Annotated in this window: 19 protein-coding genes; 8 read left to right on the top strand and 11 right to left on the bottom strand. The window is 69.6% G+C overall.

All coding sequences use genetic code 11. The features are described 5' to 3' along the window. The first annotated feature begins 101 nt into the window (after positions 1 to 101). The gene (locus tag ACYQ8L_RS02535) at positions 102 to 1289 is read left to right on the top strand and encodes an ATP-binding protein (protein WP_459940191.1); all 1188 of its coding nucleotides are present in this window, start codon (positions 102 to 104) and stop codon (positions 1287 to 1289) included. Positions 1290 to 1379: 90 nt separating this feature from the next. Here ACYQ8L_RS02535 and ACYQ8L_RS02530 read toward each other — a convergent pair whose 3' ends face one another. The 4 genes from ACYQ8L_RS02530 to nikR form a co-directional block, all read right to left on the bottom strand. Further along, entirely contained in the window at positions 1380 to 2723 is a 1344-nt protein-coding gene (locus ACYQ8L_RS02530; RefSeq protein ID WP_459940190.1) for a pyridoxal phosphate-dependent aminotransferase, read from the bottom strand. 211 nt (positions 2724 to 2934) lie between these two features. Then, entirely contained in the window at positions 2935 to 3720 is a 786-nt protein-coding gene (locus ACYQ8L_RS02525; protein WP_459940189.1) for an energy-coupling factor ABC transporter ATP-binding protein, read from the bottom strand. Positions 3721 to 3744: 24 nt separating this feature from the next. Next, positions 3745 to 4545: a cobalt ECF transporter T component CbiQ gene (cbiQ, locus tag ACYQ8L_RS02520; RefSeq protein WP_459940188.1), complete on the bottom strand. Its 801-nt coding sequence runs from the start codon at positions 4543 to 4545 to the stop codon at positions 3745 to 3747. A 2-nt stretch (positions 4546 to 4547) separates the two neighbouring features. Further along, entirely contained in the window at positions 4548 to 4967 is a 420-nt protein-coding gene (nikR, locus tag ACYQ8L_RS02515; RefSeq protein WP_459940187.1) for a nickel-responsive transcriptional regulator NikR, read from the bottom strand. A 147-nt stretch (positions 4968 to 5114) separates the two neighbouring features. Here nikR and ACYQ8L_RS02510 point away from each other — a divergent pair, with 147 nt between their 5' ends. The 5 genes from ACYQ8L_RS02510 to ACYQ8L_RS02490 all read left to right on the top strand — a co-directional run bounded on the left by ACYQ8L_RS02510 (position 5115) and on the right by ACYQ8L_RS02490 (position 11415). Beyond that, positions 5115 to 6164 carry an energy-coupling factor ABC transporter permease gene (locus ACYQ8L_RS02510; protein WP_459940186.1) on the top strand — a complete coding sequence of 350 codons (1050 nt, stop codon included), beginning with the start codon at positions 5115 to 5117 and terminating at the stop codon, positions 6162 to 6164. Positions 6165 to 6314: 150 nt separating this feature from the next. Next, positions 6315 to 7412: an LbtU family siderophore porin gene (locus ACYQ8L_RS02505; protein ID WP_459940185.1), complete on the top strand. Its 1098-nt coding sequence runs from the start codon at positions 6315 to 6317 to the stop codon at positions 7410 to 7412. Positions 7413 to 7912: 500 nt separating this feature from the next. After that, positions 7913 to 9025: a YeeE/YedE family protein gene (locus ACYQ8L_RS02500; protein ID WP_459940184.1), complete on the top strand. Its 1113-nt coding sequence runs from the start codon at positions 7913 to 7915 to the stop codon at positions 9023 to 9025. Next, positions 9022 to 9279: a sulfurtransferase TusA family protein gene (locus ACYQ8L_RS02495; RefSeq protein WP_459940183.1), complete on the top strand. Its 258-nt coding sequence runs from the start codon at positions 9022 to 9024 to the stop codon at positions 9277 to 9279. The genes ACYQ8L_RS02500 and ACYQ8L_RS02495 overlap by 4 nt, the downstream gene beginning before the upstream one ends. Before the next feature lie 3 nt (positions 9280 to 9282). Continuing rightward, the gene (locus ACYQ8L_RS02490; RefSeq protein WP_459940182.1) at positions 9283 to 11415 is read left to right on the top strand and encodes a PAS domain-containing sensor histidine kinase; all 2133 of its coding nucleotides are present in this window, start codon (positions 9283 to 9285) and stop codon (positions 11413 to 11415) included. 26 nt (positions 11416 to 11441) lie between these two features. Here ACYQ8L_RS02490 and ACYQ8L_RS02485 read toward each other — a convergent pair whose 3' ends face one another. From ACYQ8L_RS02485 to hemL, 6 genes are all read right to left on the bottom strand, one after another. Continuing rightward, positions 11442 to 11771 carry an ATP synthase F0 subunit C gene (locus tag ACYQ8L_RS02485; RefSeq protein ID WP_459940181.1) on the bottom strand — a complete coding sequence of 110 codons (330 nt, stop codon included), beginning with the start codon at positions 11769 to 11771 and terminating at the stop codon, positions 11442 to 11444. A 71-nt stretch (positions 11772 to 11842) separates the two neighbouring features. After that, entirely contained in the window at positions 11843 to 12595 is a 753-nt protein-coding gene (gene atpB / locus ACYQ8L_RS02480) for a F0F1 ATP synthase subunit A (protein ID WP_459940180.1), read from the bottom strand. A gap of 46 nt (positions 12596 to 12641) precedes the next feature. Then, positions 12642 to 13052, bottom strand: a complete 411-nt coding sequence (locus ACYQ8L_RS02475; RefSeq protein WP_459940179.1) for an ATP synthase subunit I — start codon at positions 13050 to 13052, stop codon at positions 12642 to 12644. Then, positions 13036 to 13287: an AtpZ/AtpI family protein gene (locus tag ACYQ8L_RS02470; protein WP_459940178.1), complete on the bottom strand. Its 252-nt coding sequence runs from the start codon at positions 13285 to 13287 to the stop codon at positions 13036 to 13038. Before ACYQ8L_RS02470 ends, ACYQ8L_RS02475 begins: the two co-directional genes overlap by 17 nt. Next, positions 13284 to 13616, bottom strand: coding sequence for a P-II family nitrogen regulator (locus ACYQ8L_RS02465; protein ID WP_459940177.1), 333 nt, complete (start codon positions 13614 to 13616; stop codon positions 13284 to 13286). The genes ACYQ8L_RS02470 and ACYQ8L_RS02465 overlap by 4 nt, the downstream gene beginning before the upstream one ends. A 104-nt stretch (positions 13617 to 13720) precedes the next feature. Further along, positions 13721 to 15004, bottom strand: a complete 1284-nt coding sequence (gene hemL, locus ACYQ8L_RS02460; protein ID WP_459940176.1) for a glutamate-1-semialdehyde 2,1-aminomutase — start codon at positions 15002 to 15004, stop codon at positions 13721 to 13723. Between the two features lie 171 nt (positions 15005 to 15175). On the opposite strand from hemL, the gene ACYQ8L_RS02455 reads away from it, so the two are divergent. Both ACYQ8L_RS02455 and ACYQ8L_RS02450 read left to right on the top strand, forming a co-directional pair. Beyond that, positions 15176 to 15574, top strand: coding sequence for a PA2779 family protein (locus ACYQ8L_RS02455; protein ID WP_459940175.1), 399 nt, complete (start codon positions 15176 to 15178; stop codon positions 15572 to 15574). Between the two features lie 101 nt (positions 15575 to 15675). Continuing rightward, a complete protein-coding gene (locus tag ACYQ8L_RS02450; protein WP_459940174.1) occupies positions 15676 to 16626 on the top strand; it encodes a PA2778 family cysteine peptidase in 951 nt (316 codons plus the stop codon). Between the two features lie 399 nt (positions 16627 to 17025). Here the strand turns inward: ACYQ8L_RS02450 and ACYQ8L_RS02445 are convergent, their stop codons facing one another. After that, a complete protein-coding gene (locus ACYQ8L_RS02445) occupies positions 17026 to 17232 on the bottom strand; it encodes a hypothetical protein (protein ID WP_459940256.1) in 207 nt (68 codons plus the stop codon). Positions 17233 to 17240: the final 8 nt, after the last annotated feature.

Genomic DNA, 17240 nt, shown 5'->3' with positions numbered 1-17240 from the left:
AATGCGTTTTCAGGTCTTCGCATATCCAAAACTCCAACAATCCTCAGCCGCAGATCATTCTATCCTTGCAATTTTGGATATCACCCTCCATAGTGACGTCCATGATCCAACGGCGCCTTCTCCCCACCGTGCTTCGCAGGCTTCAGGACACCCCGGCGGTGGTGCTCCTGGGGCCACGCCAGGCGGGAAAGACGACCCTCGCCATGACCGTGGCGGAGGCGATGGAGGCCGTCTACTTGGACCTGGAGTCGGAGCAGGACCGGGCCAAACTCGCGGAGGCGGAGCGCTACCTGCCCACCCTGTTCGGCCGACTGGTGATCCTCGACGAGGTTCATCGCGCGCCGGGGCTTTTTCCCGTACTGCGGGGGCTCATCGACCGCGCAAGGAGAGAGGGGCACCGGGAGGGGCTGTACCTCCTTTTGGGGTCCGCCTCGCTGGACTTACTGCGGCAATCCGGGGAAAGCTTGGCCGGACGGGTATCGTTCCTCGAACTGGGGCCCTTCGATCTTCTTGAGGTGAAGGACGCGGGAGCACCGGACCCCGAGAGCCGTCTCTGGCTCCGGGGGGGCTTTCCCGAGAGTTTTCTCGCGCCGGACGACGCCCGAAGCTTTCGGTGGCGCTTGGACTTCGTGCGCACGTACCTCGAACGGGACGTGCCCCAGTTCGGCCGCAGAATCCCGGCGGAGACCCTACGGCGCTTCTGGGCGATGCTCGCCCATCTTCAGGGCTCCCCCCTCAATGCATCCGAACTCGCCCGGAGTCTGGGGGTGTCGTCCAAGACGGCCTCGGCGTACGTGGACCTTCTGGCCGACCTGCTCCTGGTGCGGCGCCTTCCTCCTTGGCACGCGAACATCCGAAAGCGCCTGGCGAAATCCCCAAAGGTTTACGTGAGGGACAGCGGCCTGGTGCACGCCTTGCTCGGGATCCGCGACCTGGACGCCCTGCTGGCCCACCCCATCGCGGGCCGGAGCTGGGAGGGGTTTGTGGTAGAGAATCTCTTGGCGGTGGCCCCGGAAGGGGTCGAAGGGTTCTACTATCGGACCGCCGGGGGTGCCGAGATCGACCTCCTCCTCCGCTTTCCCGAAGGTGCCCTCTGGGCCGTGGAGGTCAAGCGAAACCTCACACCCAAGCCCGCCCGGGGGTTCTATTCGGCCTGCGCCGACCTCCAGCCGGCACGGCGGTTCGTGGTGTACCCGGGCAACGAGCCCTACCCGCTCTCGGAAGACGTGTGGGCCGTTCCCCTTGCGTTCCTGGCCCAGGAACTCGCCGGCCAGGCAGGTGGGGTCTGACGGGGCTTCGCGCTTCTCGGAACCCCACGCCCTCCTGGTTATCCTTGCAAATCGGGAAGCCTGTCTCCCAATTTGCAAGGATAATTCCATTTACCCCGCCGCCGCCCGGGCCGCCGGTTGGACCGCCGGGTCCGAGGCCAGGTAACGCTCGATGGCGTCGGCCAGGATCTCCAGGGTTTCTCGGAACCGCCCCTCGTCTGGCTCGAGCAGGGTCATCCGGAACCCCTGCTCCTCGGTGGCGAACGAGCTCAGGGGCACTACGCACACCCCCGCCGACCCCAGTAGGTAGTACACGAACCGCTTGTCCAGGCTGGTACCCGGCTCGGCCACCAGCCGCTCCACCAGGCGCCGCACCGGCTCCTGGGCCACCGGAAGGGTCTGGCGGGCGGTCAGCGCGCCTGGCAGGAACCGCACCGTGAGATAGAAGGCCCCGTTGGGCCGCACCACGTGGATCCCCGGCAAGGCGTTCAGGACCTCACAGGCCAGATCGGCGTACCGGGCGTACCGGGCCCGACGCTCGGCCAGGTGCCCGGGGTACTCCGGGTGGGAGAGGATCGGCGGGATCGCCTTTTGCGGCAGGGTGGTGGAGCACACCTCCACCATCTTCGCGTCCACGATGCTTTGGACATAGCGCCGGAACACGGGGTCCTTCTCTGCGTTGTAGACCTCGATCCAGCCGCACCGCGCCCCGGGCCAGGGGAGCTCCTTCGAGATGCCCTTCATGGAGATGGCCGGCACATCGCCGATCACGTCCGCGAGCTGGCAGGTGCGCACCCCGTCGAACACCAGGTTCGCGTAGATCTCGTCGGCCACGACAAACAGATCGAACTCCCGGGCAATCTCGACCATCTCCTCCAGGACCTCGGGCGGGTACACGGCGCCCGTGGGGTTGTCGGGGTTGAGGAGCAACAGGCCCGCCACCGAGGGGTTGTACTTGACCGAGAGCCGAAGGTCCTGGAGGTCGGGCATCCACCCCCGGTCGGGATCGAGCCGGTAACACACCGGCTTCTGGCCCGCGTGGGCCGCCTCGCCGGAGGAGTGGGTGGTATAGGCCGGCGACGGGCCGATGACCCGGGCCTCCCGCCGCAGGAACCCGTACACCTTCTGAATCGCGTCGCCGAGCCCGTTGAAGAACACGATGTCCTCGGGGGTGACCTGGGCCCCGCCCCGGGCGTTCACCCGGTCGGCCAGGAACTCCCGGGTTTCCTGGAGCCCCTTGGTGGGGCAGTAGGCGTAGGAGCAGTCCTGCAGGGCCAGGTCGGCCACGATCTCCTTCATCCACCGGGGCACCGGCTCGCCCTTGGCCACGGGATCGCCGATGTTCTCCCACCGCACCGGCACCCCCAGGCGTTGGAGCTCCTCGCCCACCCGCACGATGGCCCGGATCTCGTAGGTGAGCTCCCCGGCTCCCACGTGGACGATGTTCTTGCGCATGGCCGTTTCGCCTCCCATGAAAAAGGCCACGGGCGTTCTGCCCGTGGCCTTCGGTGTGTCGGAACCCGCCTCGGATCGCTCTACCGGGCGCCTCCGGACCCCGCTCCACGGGCGGACCCACGCGATGCGGCCGCAGCGGCCGCGCCGGTAGCTCGAGCCGACGCAGGGATCGCGGGAAGGAAACGCTCGGTCTGCATGGCGAACGTTCGTATCACGGCACAGGGGCCGTGTCAACCGGCCGGGCGGGCACCGCGCCGCAGGCCGGGCACGGCCGCAGAGCCGGGGGCCGCTCGAGCCCGCCCTGCTCCAGCACCTCGTCGTCCGAGAACACCTCGCGCGTCGGACCGTCGCGGAGCACCTGCCCCCCCGCGATCACGATCGTGCGCTCGCAGAGCTCCAGGGCGAGGTCGAGATCGTGGGTGGCGATGATCTTCGTGTGTTCGAACGAGGCGAGGAGGTGGATCAGCCTGCGGCGGGCCCGGGGATCGAGGTTGGAGCTCGGCTCGTCCATCACGAGGATGTCGGGGCCCATGGCGAGCACCGTGGCGATGGCCACCGCCCGCTTCTCCCCCCCCGAGAGCCGGTGGGGCGGGCGATCCCGGAGCTCCCAGCCCCCGACCCGTTCCAGGGCCTCCCGCACCCGCCGGTCGACCTCATCGGGCGGGAGCCCCAGGTTGAGGGGCCCGAACGCCACGTCCTCGTACACCGTGGGCATGAAGAGCTGGTCGTCCGGGTCCTGGAACACCATGCCGACGGTGCGCCGCACCTCGGGCAGGGTGGAGCGGGTGAGCGGCACCTCCCCGATGCGCACGTCGCCCGCCTGGGGGACGAGCACGCCGTTCAGGTGCAGGAGCAGGGTGGACTTCCCGGCCCCGTTCGCGCCCACCACGGCCACCGACTCCCCATGGGTGATCCGAAACGACACGCCCCGGAGGGCCTGGGTGCCGTCGGGGTAGGCGAACCGGAGATCCGACACTTCGACGATGTGATGGCTCATGGCGTCCCGATGATGCGTACGCGGTCAGGTGAAGAGGCTGCCCAGCAGGCGGGGCAGATGGACCCACCGAAACAGGGCGAACACGGCCGACCAGCCCACCAGGAACGCCCAGTCGGTCGGCCGGAACCGAAGGTCCCGGATCGTGCGAAACTCTCCCGTGAACCCCCGGCACAGCATGGCCGTATGGATCCTCCGGGCGCGCCCCAGGGTTCGCAAGAGCAGACTGCCCACGAGGCTTCCGTACACCCCCACGCCGGCCCCGCCCCTACCGAAGCGCCGGAGGTTCCGGGCCCGCACGAGCCGCAGGGCCTCCCCGGCCAAAACGAAGAGGTAGCGGTAGAGCAGAAGGAGCTGCACGGCCATGACCCGCGGCGTGCCCAGCCGCTGGAGCCCCAGGCACACCCCGTAGAAGCCGGTGGTGGCCACGAGCACCAGCGCGGCCCCGATGGTGAGCGCGAACCGCACCAGGATCGAGGCGTAGCTCACCCACCCGCCCGTCACCGTAACGGGGCCCAACTGGAGAAGCGGGGCCCGGTCGAGCCAAGGGTTCGCGGCCCCCACGAGCACCGCGAACGGCGCCACCAGAAGGAGCTTCCGCAGGAGGTACCCGGCCGGCAGCCCGGCCCGGGCCGCCAGCACCACCGGGAACACGGCGAAGGGCAGGAGGGCCGACACCTCGTATTTGCCGTGGGACACCACGGCCACCAGGTAGACCACCGTGGCCAGGATCTTCGCCCGGGGGTCGAGCCGGTGCACCGGGGTGTCGGCGTAGGCCAGCCGGTCGAGCCGCCCCAGGTCGAGAACCGCGTCCTCGATGCGGGCCATGGTCAGGCGATGCCCCGCCCCGTGGTGGTGGTCACGAGTTTCCCGTGCTTCACGCCCTTGGTGCCGATCAGCTCATCGGCCAGGCGCCGCACCCGCTCGGCCGGCCCCCGCACCACCACCACCTCGAGGCAGTGGTCGTGGTCCAGGTGCACGTGCAGGGCTGAGATGATGGCGTCGTGGTGGTCGTGCTGGTGCTCGGTGAGCTTGTCCGCGAGGTCGCGCACGTGGTGGTCGTAGACCAGGGTCACCGTTCCCACGGTCTCCTCGTCCCCCCGGCTCCACTGGTCCTCCACCAGGGCGTTTCGGATGAGGTCGCGGATCGCCTCCGACCGGTTCGCGTACCCTTTGCGGGCGATGAGCTCGTCGAACCGACCCAAAAGTTGCTCGTCCATCGAGATCCCGAACCGAACCAGTTCTCCCATCGGATGCCTCCGCCTCCATGACCGCCCGCCCTCGTGGCACGCTCTAAGGACTACGGTAGCACGAATATTTTTTTGTTGACACGAGCCCCGGGGACGGGTAGCGTTCGGTGCCACGATTGCAGAAACCATAACACAGGAGGATCCCCGATGCACATGGCCGATGCCCTTCTGTCCCCCGGAGTCGGCGGCGCGATGTGGGCCGCCACGGCCGCCACCACGGTCTACTGCGCCCGCAGGGTGCAACAGGAGGCCGACGACCGCAAAGTGCCGCTCATGGGGGTGCTGGGCGCCTTCGTGTTCGCGGCCCAGATGATCAACTTCACCATCCCGGGCACCGGGTCGAGCGGTCACATCGGAGGGGGCCTCCTCCTCACGATCCTCCTGGGGCCCCACGCCGCCTTTCTCACCATCGCCTCGGTGCTGGCGGTCCAGGCCCTCTTCTTCGCGGACGGCGGGCTCTTGGCCCTGGGGGCCAACATCTTCAACCTGGGGGTGTTTCCCTGCTTCGTGGCCTACCCCCTGGTCTTCCGGCCGCTCGCCGGCGACCGACCCTCCCCGGTGCGCCTGAGCCTCGCAAGCCTCGCAGGCGCCGTGGTGGGCCTGGAGCTCGGGGCCCTGGGGGTGGTGGTGGAGACCATCGCCTCGGGCATCACCGAGCTTTCCTTCGGCCAGTTCGCCGCGCTCATACTCCCGATCCATCTCGCCATCGGCGTGGGGGAGGGCCTGGTCACCGCCGCGGTCGTGAACTTCGCCCGCCGGGCCGAGCCCGGCCTGTTCGCCCCCGACGCTCCCCGGTCGGCCGCCGGGCATCGCCGGCTCCTGGTGGCCCTCGGCGTGGCCGCCCTCGTGGTCGGCGGGGCCCTGTCGTGGTTCGCCTCGGCCCACCCCGACGGCCTGGAGTGGTCGCTGGCCAAGGTGACCGGGTCCGAGGAACTCCCGGCCCCGGCCGACGGCGTCCACGGTGCGCTCGCCCGCCTCCAGGAGAAGCTCTCGTTCCTGCCCGACTACAGCCTGCCCGGCCCCGCCGAGGAACCCGAGGCGGGCGGGGAGGCCTCCGGATCCGAGGCCTGGCCCGCCGTGGACCCCGGCACGAGCGTCTCGGGGATCGTGGGCGGCCTCCTCACCCTGGCCGCGGCCCTGGGTCTCGGGTTCGCCCTGCGAAGAAAGGGCCGGACCGCGGCGAACTCCCCGACCTGATCCGGCCTTCGGACTGACCCGGGGCCGGGCCCTCCGCCCGGCCCCCGTTCCTTTCCCCCGCTTTCGGCCCTCGGTTCCCCCTCCGCCCCCTTCGGCGGGTGGGCACCCGTGCGGCCGGAAACCTTGGAAATTCCAGAAGGAGGAGACATCATGCGCTGCCGTGCCCTTTGCCTGTGCGCCATCCTGGCCCTGCCCCCCGCCCTGTCGCCGGCTGCCACGCTGGAAGAGCGGGTGGAGGCGTTGGAAAAGCGAAACGCCGAACTCTATCACACGCTCGAAGAAAAGAAGGCCGCCGGGGTCGGCACACGGATCGGCGACCGCCTTTCCCTTTCAGGGCTCCTCGAGGTCGAAGCCTCTTACGAACGCCGGGACGCCCGTTCCGGGGATGACGAGGCGGCGAGCGACCTCGTGCTGGCCACGGCCCAACTGGGTTTCGAGGCCGCGATCCACGAGAACCTGAGCGCCACCTTGGTTCTCTTGTACGAAGAGGACGAGACCGAAGGGGTCGAGGTGGACGAGGCCACCCTGGACTACCGCCGGGGCGCCTGGTTCGGCCGGTTCGGCAGGCAGTACGTGCCCTTCGGAGCGTTCCCGAGCCACTTCGTTTCCGACCCCCTCACACTGGAGCTCGGGGAAACCCGGGAAACCGCCGTTCTCATCGGGTACGACCACGACCGGTTCACGCTGTCGCTCTTCGCCATGAACGGCGACGCCGAGAAGGTGAACGCCGCCGGCCAGGCCGAGGAGGATCACGTGAAGGACTGGGGCGTGAGCGCGGTCCTTCGGCCCCTGGACGGCGTGGAACTCGGGGCAAGCCTCCTGTCGGACCTCGCCGACACCGACGCGGATCTCCTCCCGGAGTACAGGGACCGGGTGGCCGGCTGGAGCGCCTACGCCGTCATCGCGGCGGGGCCGTTCGAGCTCTCCGGGGAACTCCTGGGCTCCCTCGGGGCCTTTGACCGGGCCGACCTCGACGAAGACGCCGACGGGTCCGGCGACCGCCCCCTCACCTGGAACCTGGAAGCCGCCTGGGACGTCCGGCCGACCGTGGAGGTCGCCGCCCGCCTCGCCGGGAGCCGGGATCTCGCCGGCTTCCCCCGGCTCCAGACCGGCGCAGTCGTGTCCTGGAGCCCCTGGGAGCAGGTGAGCCTCGCCCTCGAGTACCTCCACGCCGCCTTCGACGAGGACTTCGAACCCGAAACCGACTCCGCCGACACCCTCACGGCCCAACTCGCCGTGGAGTTTTGAGAAAGGGTTCACGGGACCTCGGCTGAGGCGCCCTCCTTCCGAACCGCGGCGCCGGAGCCCTTTCGCCGTGGGCGACCCACCATGGGTCGCCCTCTTTTTTCTCGAATGCTCGCCTTGAGCACCAAAACCGGGATTCCGCCTCAAGGACGCCACCGAACGTGCCGACCTTCACATGCAGCACAAGTAGCGGTACCTTACGGGCAATCGGGTCTGCGCAAAGGTGGAAACTCCGGTAGACCTCCTGGAACAGAGGACCGGAGGCCGCAGACCGGCGACCGTGTCAGGAGTCAGTGGACAGACGACAGAGGACAGGGGGTGCTCTGACTTCTGTCTTCTGAATTCCGGCCCCTGATACGGCAGCCGCTCCCACGGGTTGGCCGGCGCGATGATGTCGGGATCCCGAATGTTCTTAGCCGCCTAGCTGCCAAGCAGCCAGCCGCCTAGCCGAAGATCCTTGGAAGGGGCGTATGACGCCGGTCACTCTCGCAGGAAGCCTTTTCGTGCTAGGCGTCGCAGCCGGGGCGCTGTTCCACCGGGCCGATTACTGCCTGGTGGCCGCCCTGCGCGACCCGTTCCTGTTCGGGGACCGCGTGCTGACCCGCACGCTGGTCGTGGGCATCGCCGTGACGGCCCTTCTGTTCGAGGCCCTTCGGGCGGCGGGGCTCCTTTCCGCCTACCCCTTTCCCCTGTTGGGCCCGGCCCACCTGGCCGGTGCGGCCGGGGGGGTCCTCTTCGGCGTCGGCATGGTGCTCGCCGGCGGGTGTGTGGTGGGCACGCTTTACAAGGTGGCCCAGGGCAGGGGGCTCCACCTGGCCGCCTTCCTCGGGATCCTCGGGGGAAGCGGGCTCTACGCCGAATTTCACCCGTTCTGGACCCGGGTCGCCGCGCCCACCAGGGTGGGGGGCGACGCCGTGACCCTGCCCCAGGCGCTCGGCCTTCCCCCGTGGGCCCTCGTCCTGCCGCTCACAGCCGCCCTCCTGGGGTGGGCGTGGCGGTGGTGGCGCCGAGGGGAACTTTCCCGGCCGTTTTCCGTGCCCGGGGGGGTTTCCCCCCTGGCCGCGGCCTTGAGTTTGAGCGGGATCAGCGCGGCCGTGTGCGCGGTGTCGGGGGTGCCGATCGGGGTGACCACCGCCTACACGAAACTGGCGGCCGCCGCCGAGTCATGGCTCGCGCCGGCGCACGTGGCCGCCAACGAGTTTTTCCGGGCGGCGCCGCTGTCGTTCCGGCTAGCCTGGGCCGACCTTCCCCTCGTCGGAGGCCCCGGGCCCCGCTGGGACGGCGTGGCCCTCCTCCAGGGGCCGATCATCGCCGGCATCCTGGCCGGCGCGGGCCTTTCGGCGCGGCTTGCCGGGGAGTGGCGGCTCCGGCTGAGGGCCCCGGCCCGCCAGTACGTCTCGGCGATCGTCGGGGGCGGCCTCATGGGGATCGGGGCCCGCATGGGCGCCGGGTGCAACGTGTGGCACCTCTGGGGCGGGGTGCCGATCCTCGCCCTGCAAAGCCTCGTGTTCGTGGCCGGGCTCCTCCCCGGAACCTGGCTCGGAACCCGGATCCTCGTCTCGTGGGTGGTGCTGTCAAACCCCGCCGCCGCGAGAGCCCAGGAGGCCTCCCCATGAACCACCAACCGCCCCGCGATCACGTGATCGACGTCCGGGGACAGATCTGTCCCTCGACCCTCCTCGTCACCCTGCGGGAGATGAACCGCCTCAAAGAACGCCTCCGGGCGGGCGAGGTCCGGCTCGTGGTGCACACCGACTACCGGGATGCCACCGCCACGGTGCCCGGTTCGGCCCGGGCCATGGGTTATGACGTTGCCGTGGAGCCCGATGGGGCTTCGTTTCGCATCACGATCCAGGCCAAACGGGAGTAGACCATGGCCGAGCCCCGGGACTCCCAAGACCCCGCCCGACGTCACGAGCGCCTGCTCGCCTACGTGCGGGAGAAGACGAACGAACTCCTGGGCGTGATCGGCACGGCCCCCCTGCGCCCCGAGGAACTCGACGAGGAGCACCTCCTCGAGCTGGACCCCATCGGCACGGTGGCGGGCGCGTTCGCCCAGGTGATGGAGCACCTCAAGCACACAAACGCCCGGCTGCACCTCGCCTACGCGGAACTCGCCGCCATCTTCGAGTATGCCTCGGTGGCCATCGTGATGGTGGACCAGGACCTGCGGATCCGCACCTCGAACCCCGCGGCCAAACGTCTGTTTTGCATCAACCCGACCGGCCGCCAGGACATCCCCTGTTACCAAGCCCTCTGCGGGCGTGCCCGTCCCCCCGCCCTGGGCTGCTCGGCCCTCCGGGCCCTCAAGACGGGACGGCCGGTCCGCCACCCCCGATGGCAGCGGGAGGGCCGGGCCTACGAAGTGTTCGCGAGCCCTGTGTTCGACGAAACCGGGCAGGCCGACCACGTGGTCCTGATCTACCTGGACATCACCGAGCGGGTGAGGGCCCACCGGGAGATCGCGGAACGGGAGGAGCGGCTCCAGGACTTTCTCGACAACGCAAGCGACCTCATCCTGAGCGTGAGCCCCGAAGGGCGGATTCTCTACGTGAACCGGACGTGGAAGAAAACCCTCAGTTACGCCGACGCCGACCTCCAACACATGCGCATCTTCGACGCGCTCGATCCCGGCTACATCGAACACTGCCGCAGCCTGCTGGCCCATCCCACACCCGCGGGCGAGAACCGGCGCATCGAGGTGGCGTTCCGGACCAAGGACGGCCGCCGGATCGAGGCGGAAGGGGCGGTGAACTGGGTGTGGGAAAACGGCCGGCCGGTGGCCACCCGGGGGATCTTCCGGGACGTGACGGCGCTGCGCCGGGCCGAGGAGGAGCGGCGGCGACGGGAGACATTAGAATCGCTTGGGGTGCTGGCCGGCGGGATCGCCCACGACTTCAATAACGTCCTGGCCGGGATTCTCGGGCAACTGGAACTCGCGGCCCGCTCCCTGCCCACGGACCACCCCGCCCGGGAGCGGCTCGCCACGGCCCAGGAGGCCGCCGTGAGGGCCCAGGGCCTGACCCACCAACTCCTCACCTTCGCGAAGGGCGGGGAACCCCGGAAGCAGACGATCGATCTCGCCTCCCTGGTGGACGAGACGGCCCGGTTCGCCCTGGCGGGTTCCTCCGTGGCCTATGAGTTCTCCGCCCCGCCCGACCTGCCCGCCGTGGAGGCCGATCCCCACCAGTTGGCCCACGTGGTGCAAAACCTCGTGCTCAACGCCGCCCAGGCCATGGGGAACAGGGGCGCGATCCGGATCGCCCTGGAACCCGCCCCGGCCCCGGACGCCTCCGGGCAACCCGGGGTGCTGGTGACCGTGGCGGACACGGGCAAGGGCATCCCCCCCGAGGTGCTTCCCCGGGTGTTCGACCCCTATTTCACGACCAAGCCGGACGGCACCGGGTTGGGGCTCACAACCGCCTATTCGGTGGTGACCCGGCACGGGGGCCGGATCGAACTCGACTCCCAACCCGGCCGGGGCACCGAGGTGCGGGTGTGGCTGCCGGCCGCGGGGGCATCGGTTCGGGAAGCCGAGACGCCGGAGACGGCGGAACCCGAGACACCGCAGGCAGACCGCCCGGTGAGGGTTCTCCTCATGGACGACGAGGAGATGATCCTCGACGCCGCGGCCGACCTCCTCGACATGGAGGGGTTCGAGGTGGAAACCGCCCGGGACGGGGACGAGGCCGTCGCGCTGTACCGCGAGGCCTTCGACCGGGGCCGGCCCTTCGACGTGGTGATCCTGGACCTCACCGTGCCCGGGGGGAAGGGCGGCCTCGAGACGCTTCGGTCCCTGCGGGACCTCGACCCCGAGGTGCGGGCCATCGCCTCAAGCGGGTACGCCAACGACCCGGTCCTCGCCCGGCCCGAGGCGTACGGGTTTTGCGCCACGGCGCCCAAGCCCTACCGACTCTCCGACCTCCTGGGGGCCGTCGAGGCCGCCCTCGGGGCAAACAAAAAGGGCAGGGAAAACTCTCCCTGCCCTCGAACCGAACCGAGATGAAGAAGCCGATAGGAGAAAACGGCCTCCTACAGCTTCAGCACGATCATCAGGGCGATGACCAGGGCGTAGATCACCAGCGACTCGATCATGGCGAGGCCGATGATCATCGGGGTCACCAGCTTACCGCTGGCGGCGGGGTTGCGGGCGATGCCCTCCAGGGCGGCCGCAAGGCCCTTCGACTGACCCAGGGCGCCGAACGCGGCGGCGATGGCGATGGCGAAGCCGGCCGAAAGGGCCAGCAACCCCCGCAGGGCCAGGCTCTCCCCACCCTCGGCGGCCTCGGCGGCGAACGCGGGGGCGGCCAGGGCGATGGCCGTGAAGGCCATGGGTGCGATGGTCCAGATGCGCTTCAGCATGTCTCTCACCTCCTCTCTGTGGGGTTTTTGAAAAACGCGGTCCGCGCCCACGCGGGCCGCGTAGCCGAACCCTAATGCTCGCCGTGCTCGATGGCGCCCGACAGGTACACCATGGTGAGCAGCATAAACACGAAGGTTTGCACGAACGACACGAACAGGCCCAACACCGAGGTGAATACGGGCACGGCCAGGGGGGCCAGCATGAAGAAGATGGCGCCAACCTTGTGGTCGCCCATGATGTTTCCGAACAGACGCAGGCTCAGGCTCATGGGCCGGGCCAGGTGCGAGATGATCTCGATGGGGATCATGAGCCAGGCGAGCCACCAGAACGGCCCCATGAAGTGCTTGAGGTACGCGAGCCCGTGCTCCTTGAACCCGTAGAGGTTGTAGGCCACGAACACCACCAGCGCGCAGGCCAGGGTGGTGTTCAGGTTGTCGGTGGGCGGGGCGAACCCGGGCACGAGCCCGGCGAGGTTCGAAAACAGGATGAAGAACGCGAGCGAACCCACGAGGTAGAGGAACCGCGGGGCCACCGGGCCCATGGAGTCCTCCATGATCTTCAGGATCCCGGAGACCATGAGCTCCATGAGGTTTCGCACCGTGAGCCGGTCTTCGGGAATCAGGTCCTCGTCCCGCTCGATCCGGTCCTTAATCTTGCTTCGGGCGATCACCACCAGGCACAGGATGATCAGAACGATCAGGATCGCGTTCGACACGTGGAACGCGGGCTCGCCGTTCGAGGGGTTGACGAAGTGTTCCTCGAGCTGCTTGAGCCCGGGGATCAGGGAACTCCAGAGAATATCGTGGTGCCCTTCCGCAGCCATGAAACCCTGCCTCCCGATCTGGAACCCCGACGGGCCGGTCCCGCCGCTACCAGCCGATCAGCCGGAACACCGCCTCGGCCGTGATGGCGACGAAGATCGCGCCCAATCCGCACAACAGGCCGATGGGATCGACCCGAAACTTGACCACCAGCACCCCCACCAGGAGCATCAGCCCCGCGAACTTCGCCCAGTAGAGCCCGATGTTCACGGGGTTCGTGGACCCCTTGCCGAACACCGACTGGAGCACGGCCGCCATCACCTTGAAGTTGGCGGCCATGACGAGCCCGCCCAGCAGGATCCCCAGGCCGAACCGCCGCGAAACCGCAAGCCCCGCAAGGGTCCCCGCCGCCGTGAGCACCAGGTTGAACACCTGGATCCGGCGGATGCTGACGGGTTCGCCCGCGTCCTCCTCGGGTTCCCCCAACGGCGACTCAGGGGTCTCAGGGGGCGTCCGCATCGTCTTCCTTTTGCGCCTCGGCCCGTTCCAGGTTCCGGAGCACCCGGACCAGGCTGCGGAACCCGGCGATCACCCCGCAGACGAGCCAAAACAGGGTCATCCAGGGGCCGGTGCCGAGCCAGGTATCGAGCGCGTACCCGATGCCGGCCCCGATCGCCACCGACATCCCCAGCTCCAGGGTGCCGGCGCTCACGTGGGTGATCAGACGAACCGTCTCGCGCCGAGGCGCCTTCATTCGGTACGCACCCCCCAGGTGCGCCCCACGGGCACCGTGAACAGCACGCCCTGGCCCCGCTTGTCCCACCCGCCCAGGATCCGGCCGAGCCCCTCGGCCAGGTGGTCCACCTTCTCGTCGGGCACCACCGAGAGGATCGTGCGGTTGAACGGCCGGGCGGGGGAAAACAGATCCCGGAACCCCGCGAAGATCGGCACCTCCTGGGAGAGGAACCGGGCCATTCCCTCGCTTTCGAGGATCGTGGCCCCGCTCACCCCCTCCTCGAGGAAGTAGGTGAGCACCTCCTCGAGCTTTTCTTCGCGGTTCAGGACCAGGATGAGAAGCTGCATGGGCACGCCCCGGGGCGCCCGGAAAAGCCCCCGGGCCGAAAAGTCGGCCCTCTATAGCACACGGCCGAAAAACGGGTCAACCGAGAATGGGAAAGGCGCCGGCGTCAGAACGATGCCAGCACCTCGTCGGCCGCCTCCACCGTGCGGGCGATGTCCTCGTCGGTGTGGGCAAGGCTCATGAACCCGGCCTCGAACTGGCTGGGGGCCAGGTTCACGCCCCGCTCCAGCATGCCCTGGAAGAACCGGCCGAACGCCGCGGTGTCGCTCCGGAGAGCCGAAGCGTAGTCAGTCACCGGTCCCTCCTGGAAGAAGGTCGTGAACATCGAGCCCACCCGGGTGTGGAACGCCGGCACGCCCCGGCGGGAGAACACCTCGGCGATCCCGTCGCAGAGCTTCTCGGACTTCGCCTCGAGCTCCTCGTACACACCCGGCCGCCGCAGGAGCTTCAGCGTCACGAGCCCCGCGGTCATGGCCAGTGGATTCCCCGACAGGGTCCCGGCCTGGTACACCGGCCCCACGGGCGCCACCTTCTCCATGATCTCGCGCTTTCCGCCGTAGGCGCCCACGGGGAGCCCGCCGCCGATGATCTTGCCCATCGTCGTGAGGTCGGGGGTCACCCCGAACCGCCCCTGGGCGCCGCCCAGGGCCACCCGGAACCCGCTCATCACCTCGTCGAAGATGAGCACGATCCCCTCCCGCTCGGTGATCTCCCGCAGCCCCTCCAGGTATCCGGGCTGGGGCGGGATGCAGCCCATGTTCCCGGGCACCGGCTCCACGATGAGGCAGGCGATCTGGCCCGGGTTGTCGCGGACCACCCGCTCGAACGCCTCGAGGTCGTTGTACGGGATGGTGAGGGTGTGCTTGGCGAAATCCGCGGGCACCCCGGGGCTCGTGGGCACCCCGAAGGTGGTCGCGCCCGAGCCGGCCTTGACGAGCAGGGAGTCCCCGTGGCCGTGGTAGCAGCCCTCGCATTTCACGATCTTGTCCCGGCCGGTGTAGCCCCGGGCCAGCCGGATCGCGCTCATGGTGGCCTCGGTGCCGGAGTTCACCATCCGCACCATCTCCACGCTCGGCACGATCTCGCACACGAGCTCGGCCATCTCCACCTCGAGCTCCGTGGGCGCCCCGAAGGACGTGCCGTCGGCCAGGGCCTTGGCGAGGGCCTCGCGCACCTCGGGGTGGTTGTGCCCCAGGATCATCGGGCCCCAGGAGCCCACGTAGTCGATGTAGGCGTTGCCGTCCACGTCGTAGAGCCGGGCCCCCTCGGCCCGGGCGATGAACACGGGGTTCCCGCCCACCGCCCGAAACGCCCGCACCGGGCTGTTCACGCCGCCGGGGATGAACCGCTGGGCCTTCTCGAAAAGCTCGTGGGACCGGTCGTGGCGCATGGAATCCTCCGAAACGGAAAGGGGGAACGAAGACCAGCGGGCATGGCTACCACGGCCCGGCCGCCCGATGCAACCTCGCCGGGCCCGGCCCAACGGCTTGAGGCGTTCGGTCAAGTTGCCTACACTTCCGGCCGTCTCCGTTCCCACCGGTCCCATCAGGGAGGAGTTGGCATGCGATTTCGTGAGTCGTGGAAGTCGGGTACGGCGTTGGTTCTGGTGTTCTCGTTCCTGTGCCTTTCGCTTCCCACCTCGCCGGCGGTGGCCGGCTGGATCCCGACCCGGAAGGCCCTGGCGCCCCAGGAGCGGCTCGCCTCGGCGCTGGAGCGCGAGGAGATCGCGGCTGCGCTCCGGGAGCTCGGGATCGATCCGGCCGAGGCCCAGCGGCGGGCCCTGGGGCTCACCGACGCCGAGGCCCGGGAGGCCCTGGAGCGGCTCGCCGCCATGCCGGCCGGCGGCGACCCCCTGGGGGTGATCGTGGGGTCGGCCGTTTTCGTGTTCCTGGTGCTCCTCATCACCGACATCCTTGGCTTTACCGACGTGTTTCCGTTCGTGAAGCGCACGGTGCGGTAGGGCCCCCCGGCCCACTCCCCCGATGGGGGGAGTGGGGGGCAAAACCCGCGGGGGGCGGCGAGCCCTTAGGGACCACGCCGCCCCCCTTCGCTTCCTCGCCCATGGGGACTTCCGCGCTTTCCCGTCTCGCCGCGATCCTCGCCCTTGGCGCCCTGGTCTGCTCGGGCTGCGCGCCCCGGGTGGCACTGGGACCCGACCTGCCCCGGACGGCCCGGGTCGAGGGCGTGCCGGTGATCGCGCAGACCCGCGACCACTGCGGCCCGGCGGCGCTCGCCATGGTGCTCGGGTGGGCGGGGCAGGCCGCCTCGCCCGAGGACCTCGCCCCCCTCGTCTTCACCCCCGGCCGAAACGGCACGTTTCCCCTAGACCTCGCCCGGGAGGCCCGGAGTCGGGGCCTTCTCGCCTGGCGGCTGCCGGCCGAGCCCTCGGCCCTGTTCGGGGAGGTGGCCGCCGGTCATCCCGTGCTGGTGCTGGAAAACCGGGGGCTTTCCTGGGCGCCCGTGTACCACTACTCCGTGCTCGTGGGATTCACCCCCGACGAGGTGATCCTGCACGCCGGGGGGCCCGAGCCCGAGGCGGTGCGGCGAAGCACCTTCGTGCGGACCTGGCTTCGGGCCGGCGGGTTCGGCCTCGCGGTCCTGCCGCCGGAGGAACTCCCGGCCGAGGCCGGCCCGGACGCCGTACTCGACGCCCTGGCCGACCTGGAGGCCGCCGGGCGGCCGGCCGAGGCGGCCCGGGGCTACCGGGCCTTCCTGGCCCGCTGGCCGGAGGACTGGCGGGGGGCCTTCGGGTGGGGCAACGCGCTCGCGGCGACCGGCGACCCGGCCGGGGCCGAGGCCGCGTTCCGGCGGGCCCACGCCACCGCGCCCGAACGGCCCGAACCCCTGAACAACCTGGCGCTCCTACTGGCGAAGCAGGGCCGGCACGACGAGGCCAAGGCCCTGGCCCGCATGGCCGTGGACGCGGCGGAACGCCTCGGTCTCGACCCGGCGGCATACCGGGACACGGAGCGGTCGGTGGGCCGGGACGCCGGGCGGACGGTAGGACGGTAGGACGGTGGGGCGCGGGAAGACTCGCCCGGGGCCCTGACCATTTTACGGATCGTCGTAAAACGGTCGCGACCATTTTTCGACGGACGCGAAAATGGCCGAAGAGGAGCGTGCGGCGGACCGCGGGAGAGGCCGGGACGTCGTTGACCGGGATAGAGAAGTCCTTTAGCCGCCGGCCGGTGCCCCAGGCATCGGTCCGAAGGACCACCGGCACCAGGGGCACCCCGGAGCGGGCGGCGAGCTTCGCCCCGATGGTGTTGAACCGATCGAGCCGCAGGGCATCCGACCGAGTGGTCTGGGGGAACACCACGACAGCGCCCGCCCGGCCGGGCCCGTCTCGGTCGCCCTCCCCCTGCCACAAAACCTAGGGGACGTTGACAGGTTATAAAGTCCTGCTCCCCTCTACTGCGTTCGTTCCCCCGACTTTACGGCCTGCCACACCGATGCCTGTGTCCGGCCCGTACGCCGGGCCAATTCGTCAAATGTCGCCCCTGCCTCCCGGCGGGCTCGCCGGTAAAACTCGCGCCGGGCCCGTGTTACCTTCCGCTCCCGACTCGGCCCAGTGATCGCCGCCTGTTCCACCCCAAACTCTTCCGCCACCTCCGCCAAAATCTCGT

The sequence above is a fragment of the Deferrisoma palaeochoriense genome (assembly GCF_054656955.1).
This window is presented reverse-complemented; position numbering and strand designations above follow the sequence as displayed.

Bases quoted from the DNA above. Each gene is read 5' to 3' on its own strand.
- ACYQ8L_RS02535 (WP_459940191.1), top strand. From the start codon at position 102: ATGATCCAACGGCGCCTTCTCCCCACCGTGCTTCGCAGGCTTCAGGAC.
- ACYQ8L_RS02530 (WP_459940190.1), bottom strand. From the start codon at position 2,723: ATGCGCAAGAACATCGTCCACGTGGGAGCCGGGGAGCTCACCTACGAG.
- ACYQ8L_RS02525 (WP_459940189.1), bottom strand. From the start codon at position 3,720: ATGAGCCATCACATCGTCGAAGTGTCGGATCTCCGGTTCGCCTACCCC.
- cbiQ (WP_459940188.1), bottom strand. From the start codon at position 4,545: ATGGCCCGCATCGAGGACGCGGTTCTCGACCTGGGGCGGCTCGACCGG.
- nikR (WP_459940187.1), bottom strand. From the start codon at position 4,967: ATGGGAGAACTGGTTCGGTTCGGGATCTCGATGGACGAGCAACTTTTG.
- ACYQ8L_RS02510 (WP_459940186.1), top strand. From the start codon at position 5,115: ATGCACATGGCCGATGCCCTTCTGTCCCCCGGAGTCGGCGGCGCGATG.
- ACYQ8L_RS02505 (WP_459940185.1), top strand. From the start codon at position 6,315: ATGCGCTGCCGTGCCCTTTGCCTGTGCGCCATCCTGGCCCTGCCCCCC.
- ACYQ8L_RS02495 (WP_459940183.1), top strand. From the start codon at position 9,022: ATGAACCACCAACCGCCCCGCGATCACGTGATCGACGTCCGGGGACAG.
- ACYQ8L_RS02490 (WP_459940182.1), top strand. From the start codon at position 9,283: ATGGCCGAGCCCCGGGACTCCCAAGACCCCGCCCGACGTCACGAGCGC.
- ACYQ8L_RS02485 (WP_459940181.1), bottom strand. From the start codon at position 11,771: ATGCTGAAGCGCATCTGGACCATCGCACCCATGGCCTTCACGGCCATC.
- atpB (WP_459940180.1), bottom strand. From the start codon at position 12,595: ATGGCTGCGGAAGGGCACCACGATATTCTCTGGAGTTCCCTGATCCCC.
- ACYQ8L_RS02475 (WP_459940179.1), bottom strand. From the start codon at position 13,052: ATGCGGACGCCCCCTGAGACCCCTGAGTCGCCGTTGGGGGAACCCGAG.
- ACYQ8L_RS02470 (WP_459940178.1), bottom strand. From the start codon at position 13,287: ATGAAGGCGCCTCGGCGCGAGACGGTTCGTCTGATCACCCACGTGAGC.
- ACYQ8L_RS02465 (WP_459940177.1), bottom strand. From the start codon at position 13,616: ATGCAGCTTCTCATCCTGGTCCTGAACCGCGAAGAAAAGCTCGAGGAG.
- hemL (WP_459940176.1), bottom strand. From the start codon at position 15,004: ATGCGCCACGACCGGTCCCACGAGCTTTTCGAGAAGGCCCAGCGGTTC.
- ACYQ8L_RS02455 (WP_459940175.1), top strand. From the start codon at position 15,176: ATGCGATTTCGTGAGTCGTGGAAGTCGGGTACGGCGTTGGTTCTGGTG.
- ACYQ8L_RS02450 (WP_459940174.1), top strand. From the start codon at position 15,676: ATGGGGACTTCCGCGCTTTCCCGTCTCGCCGCGATCCTCGCCCTTGGC.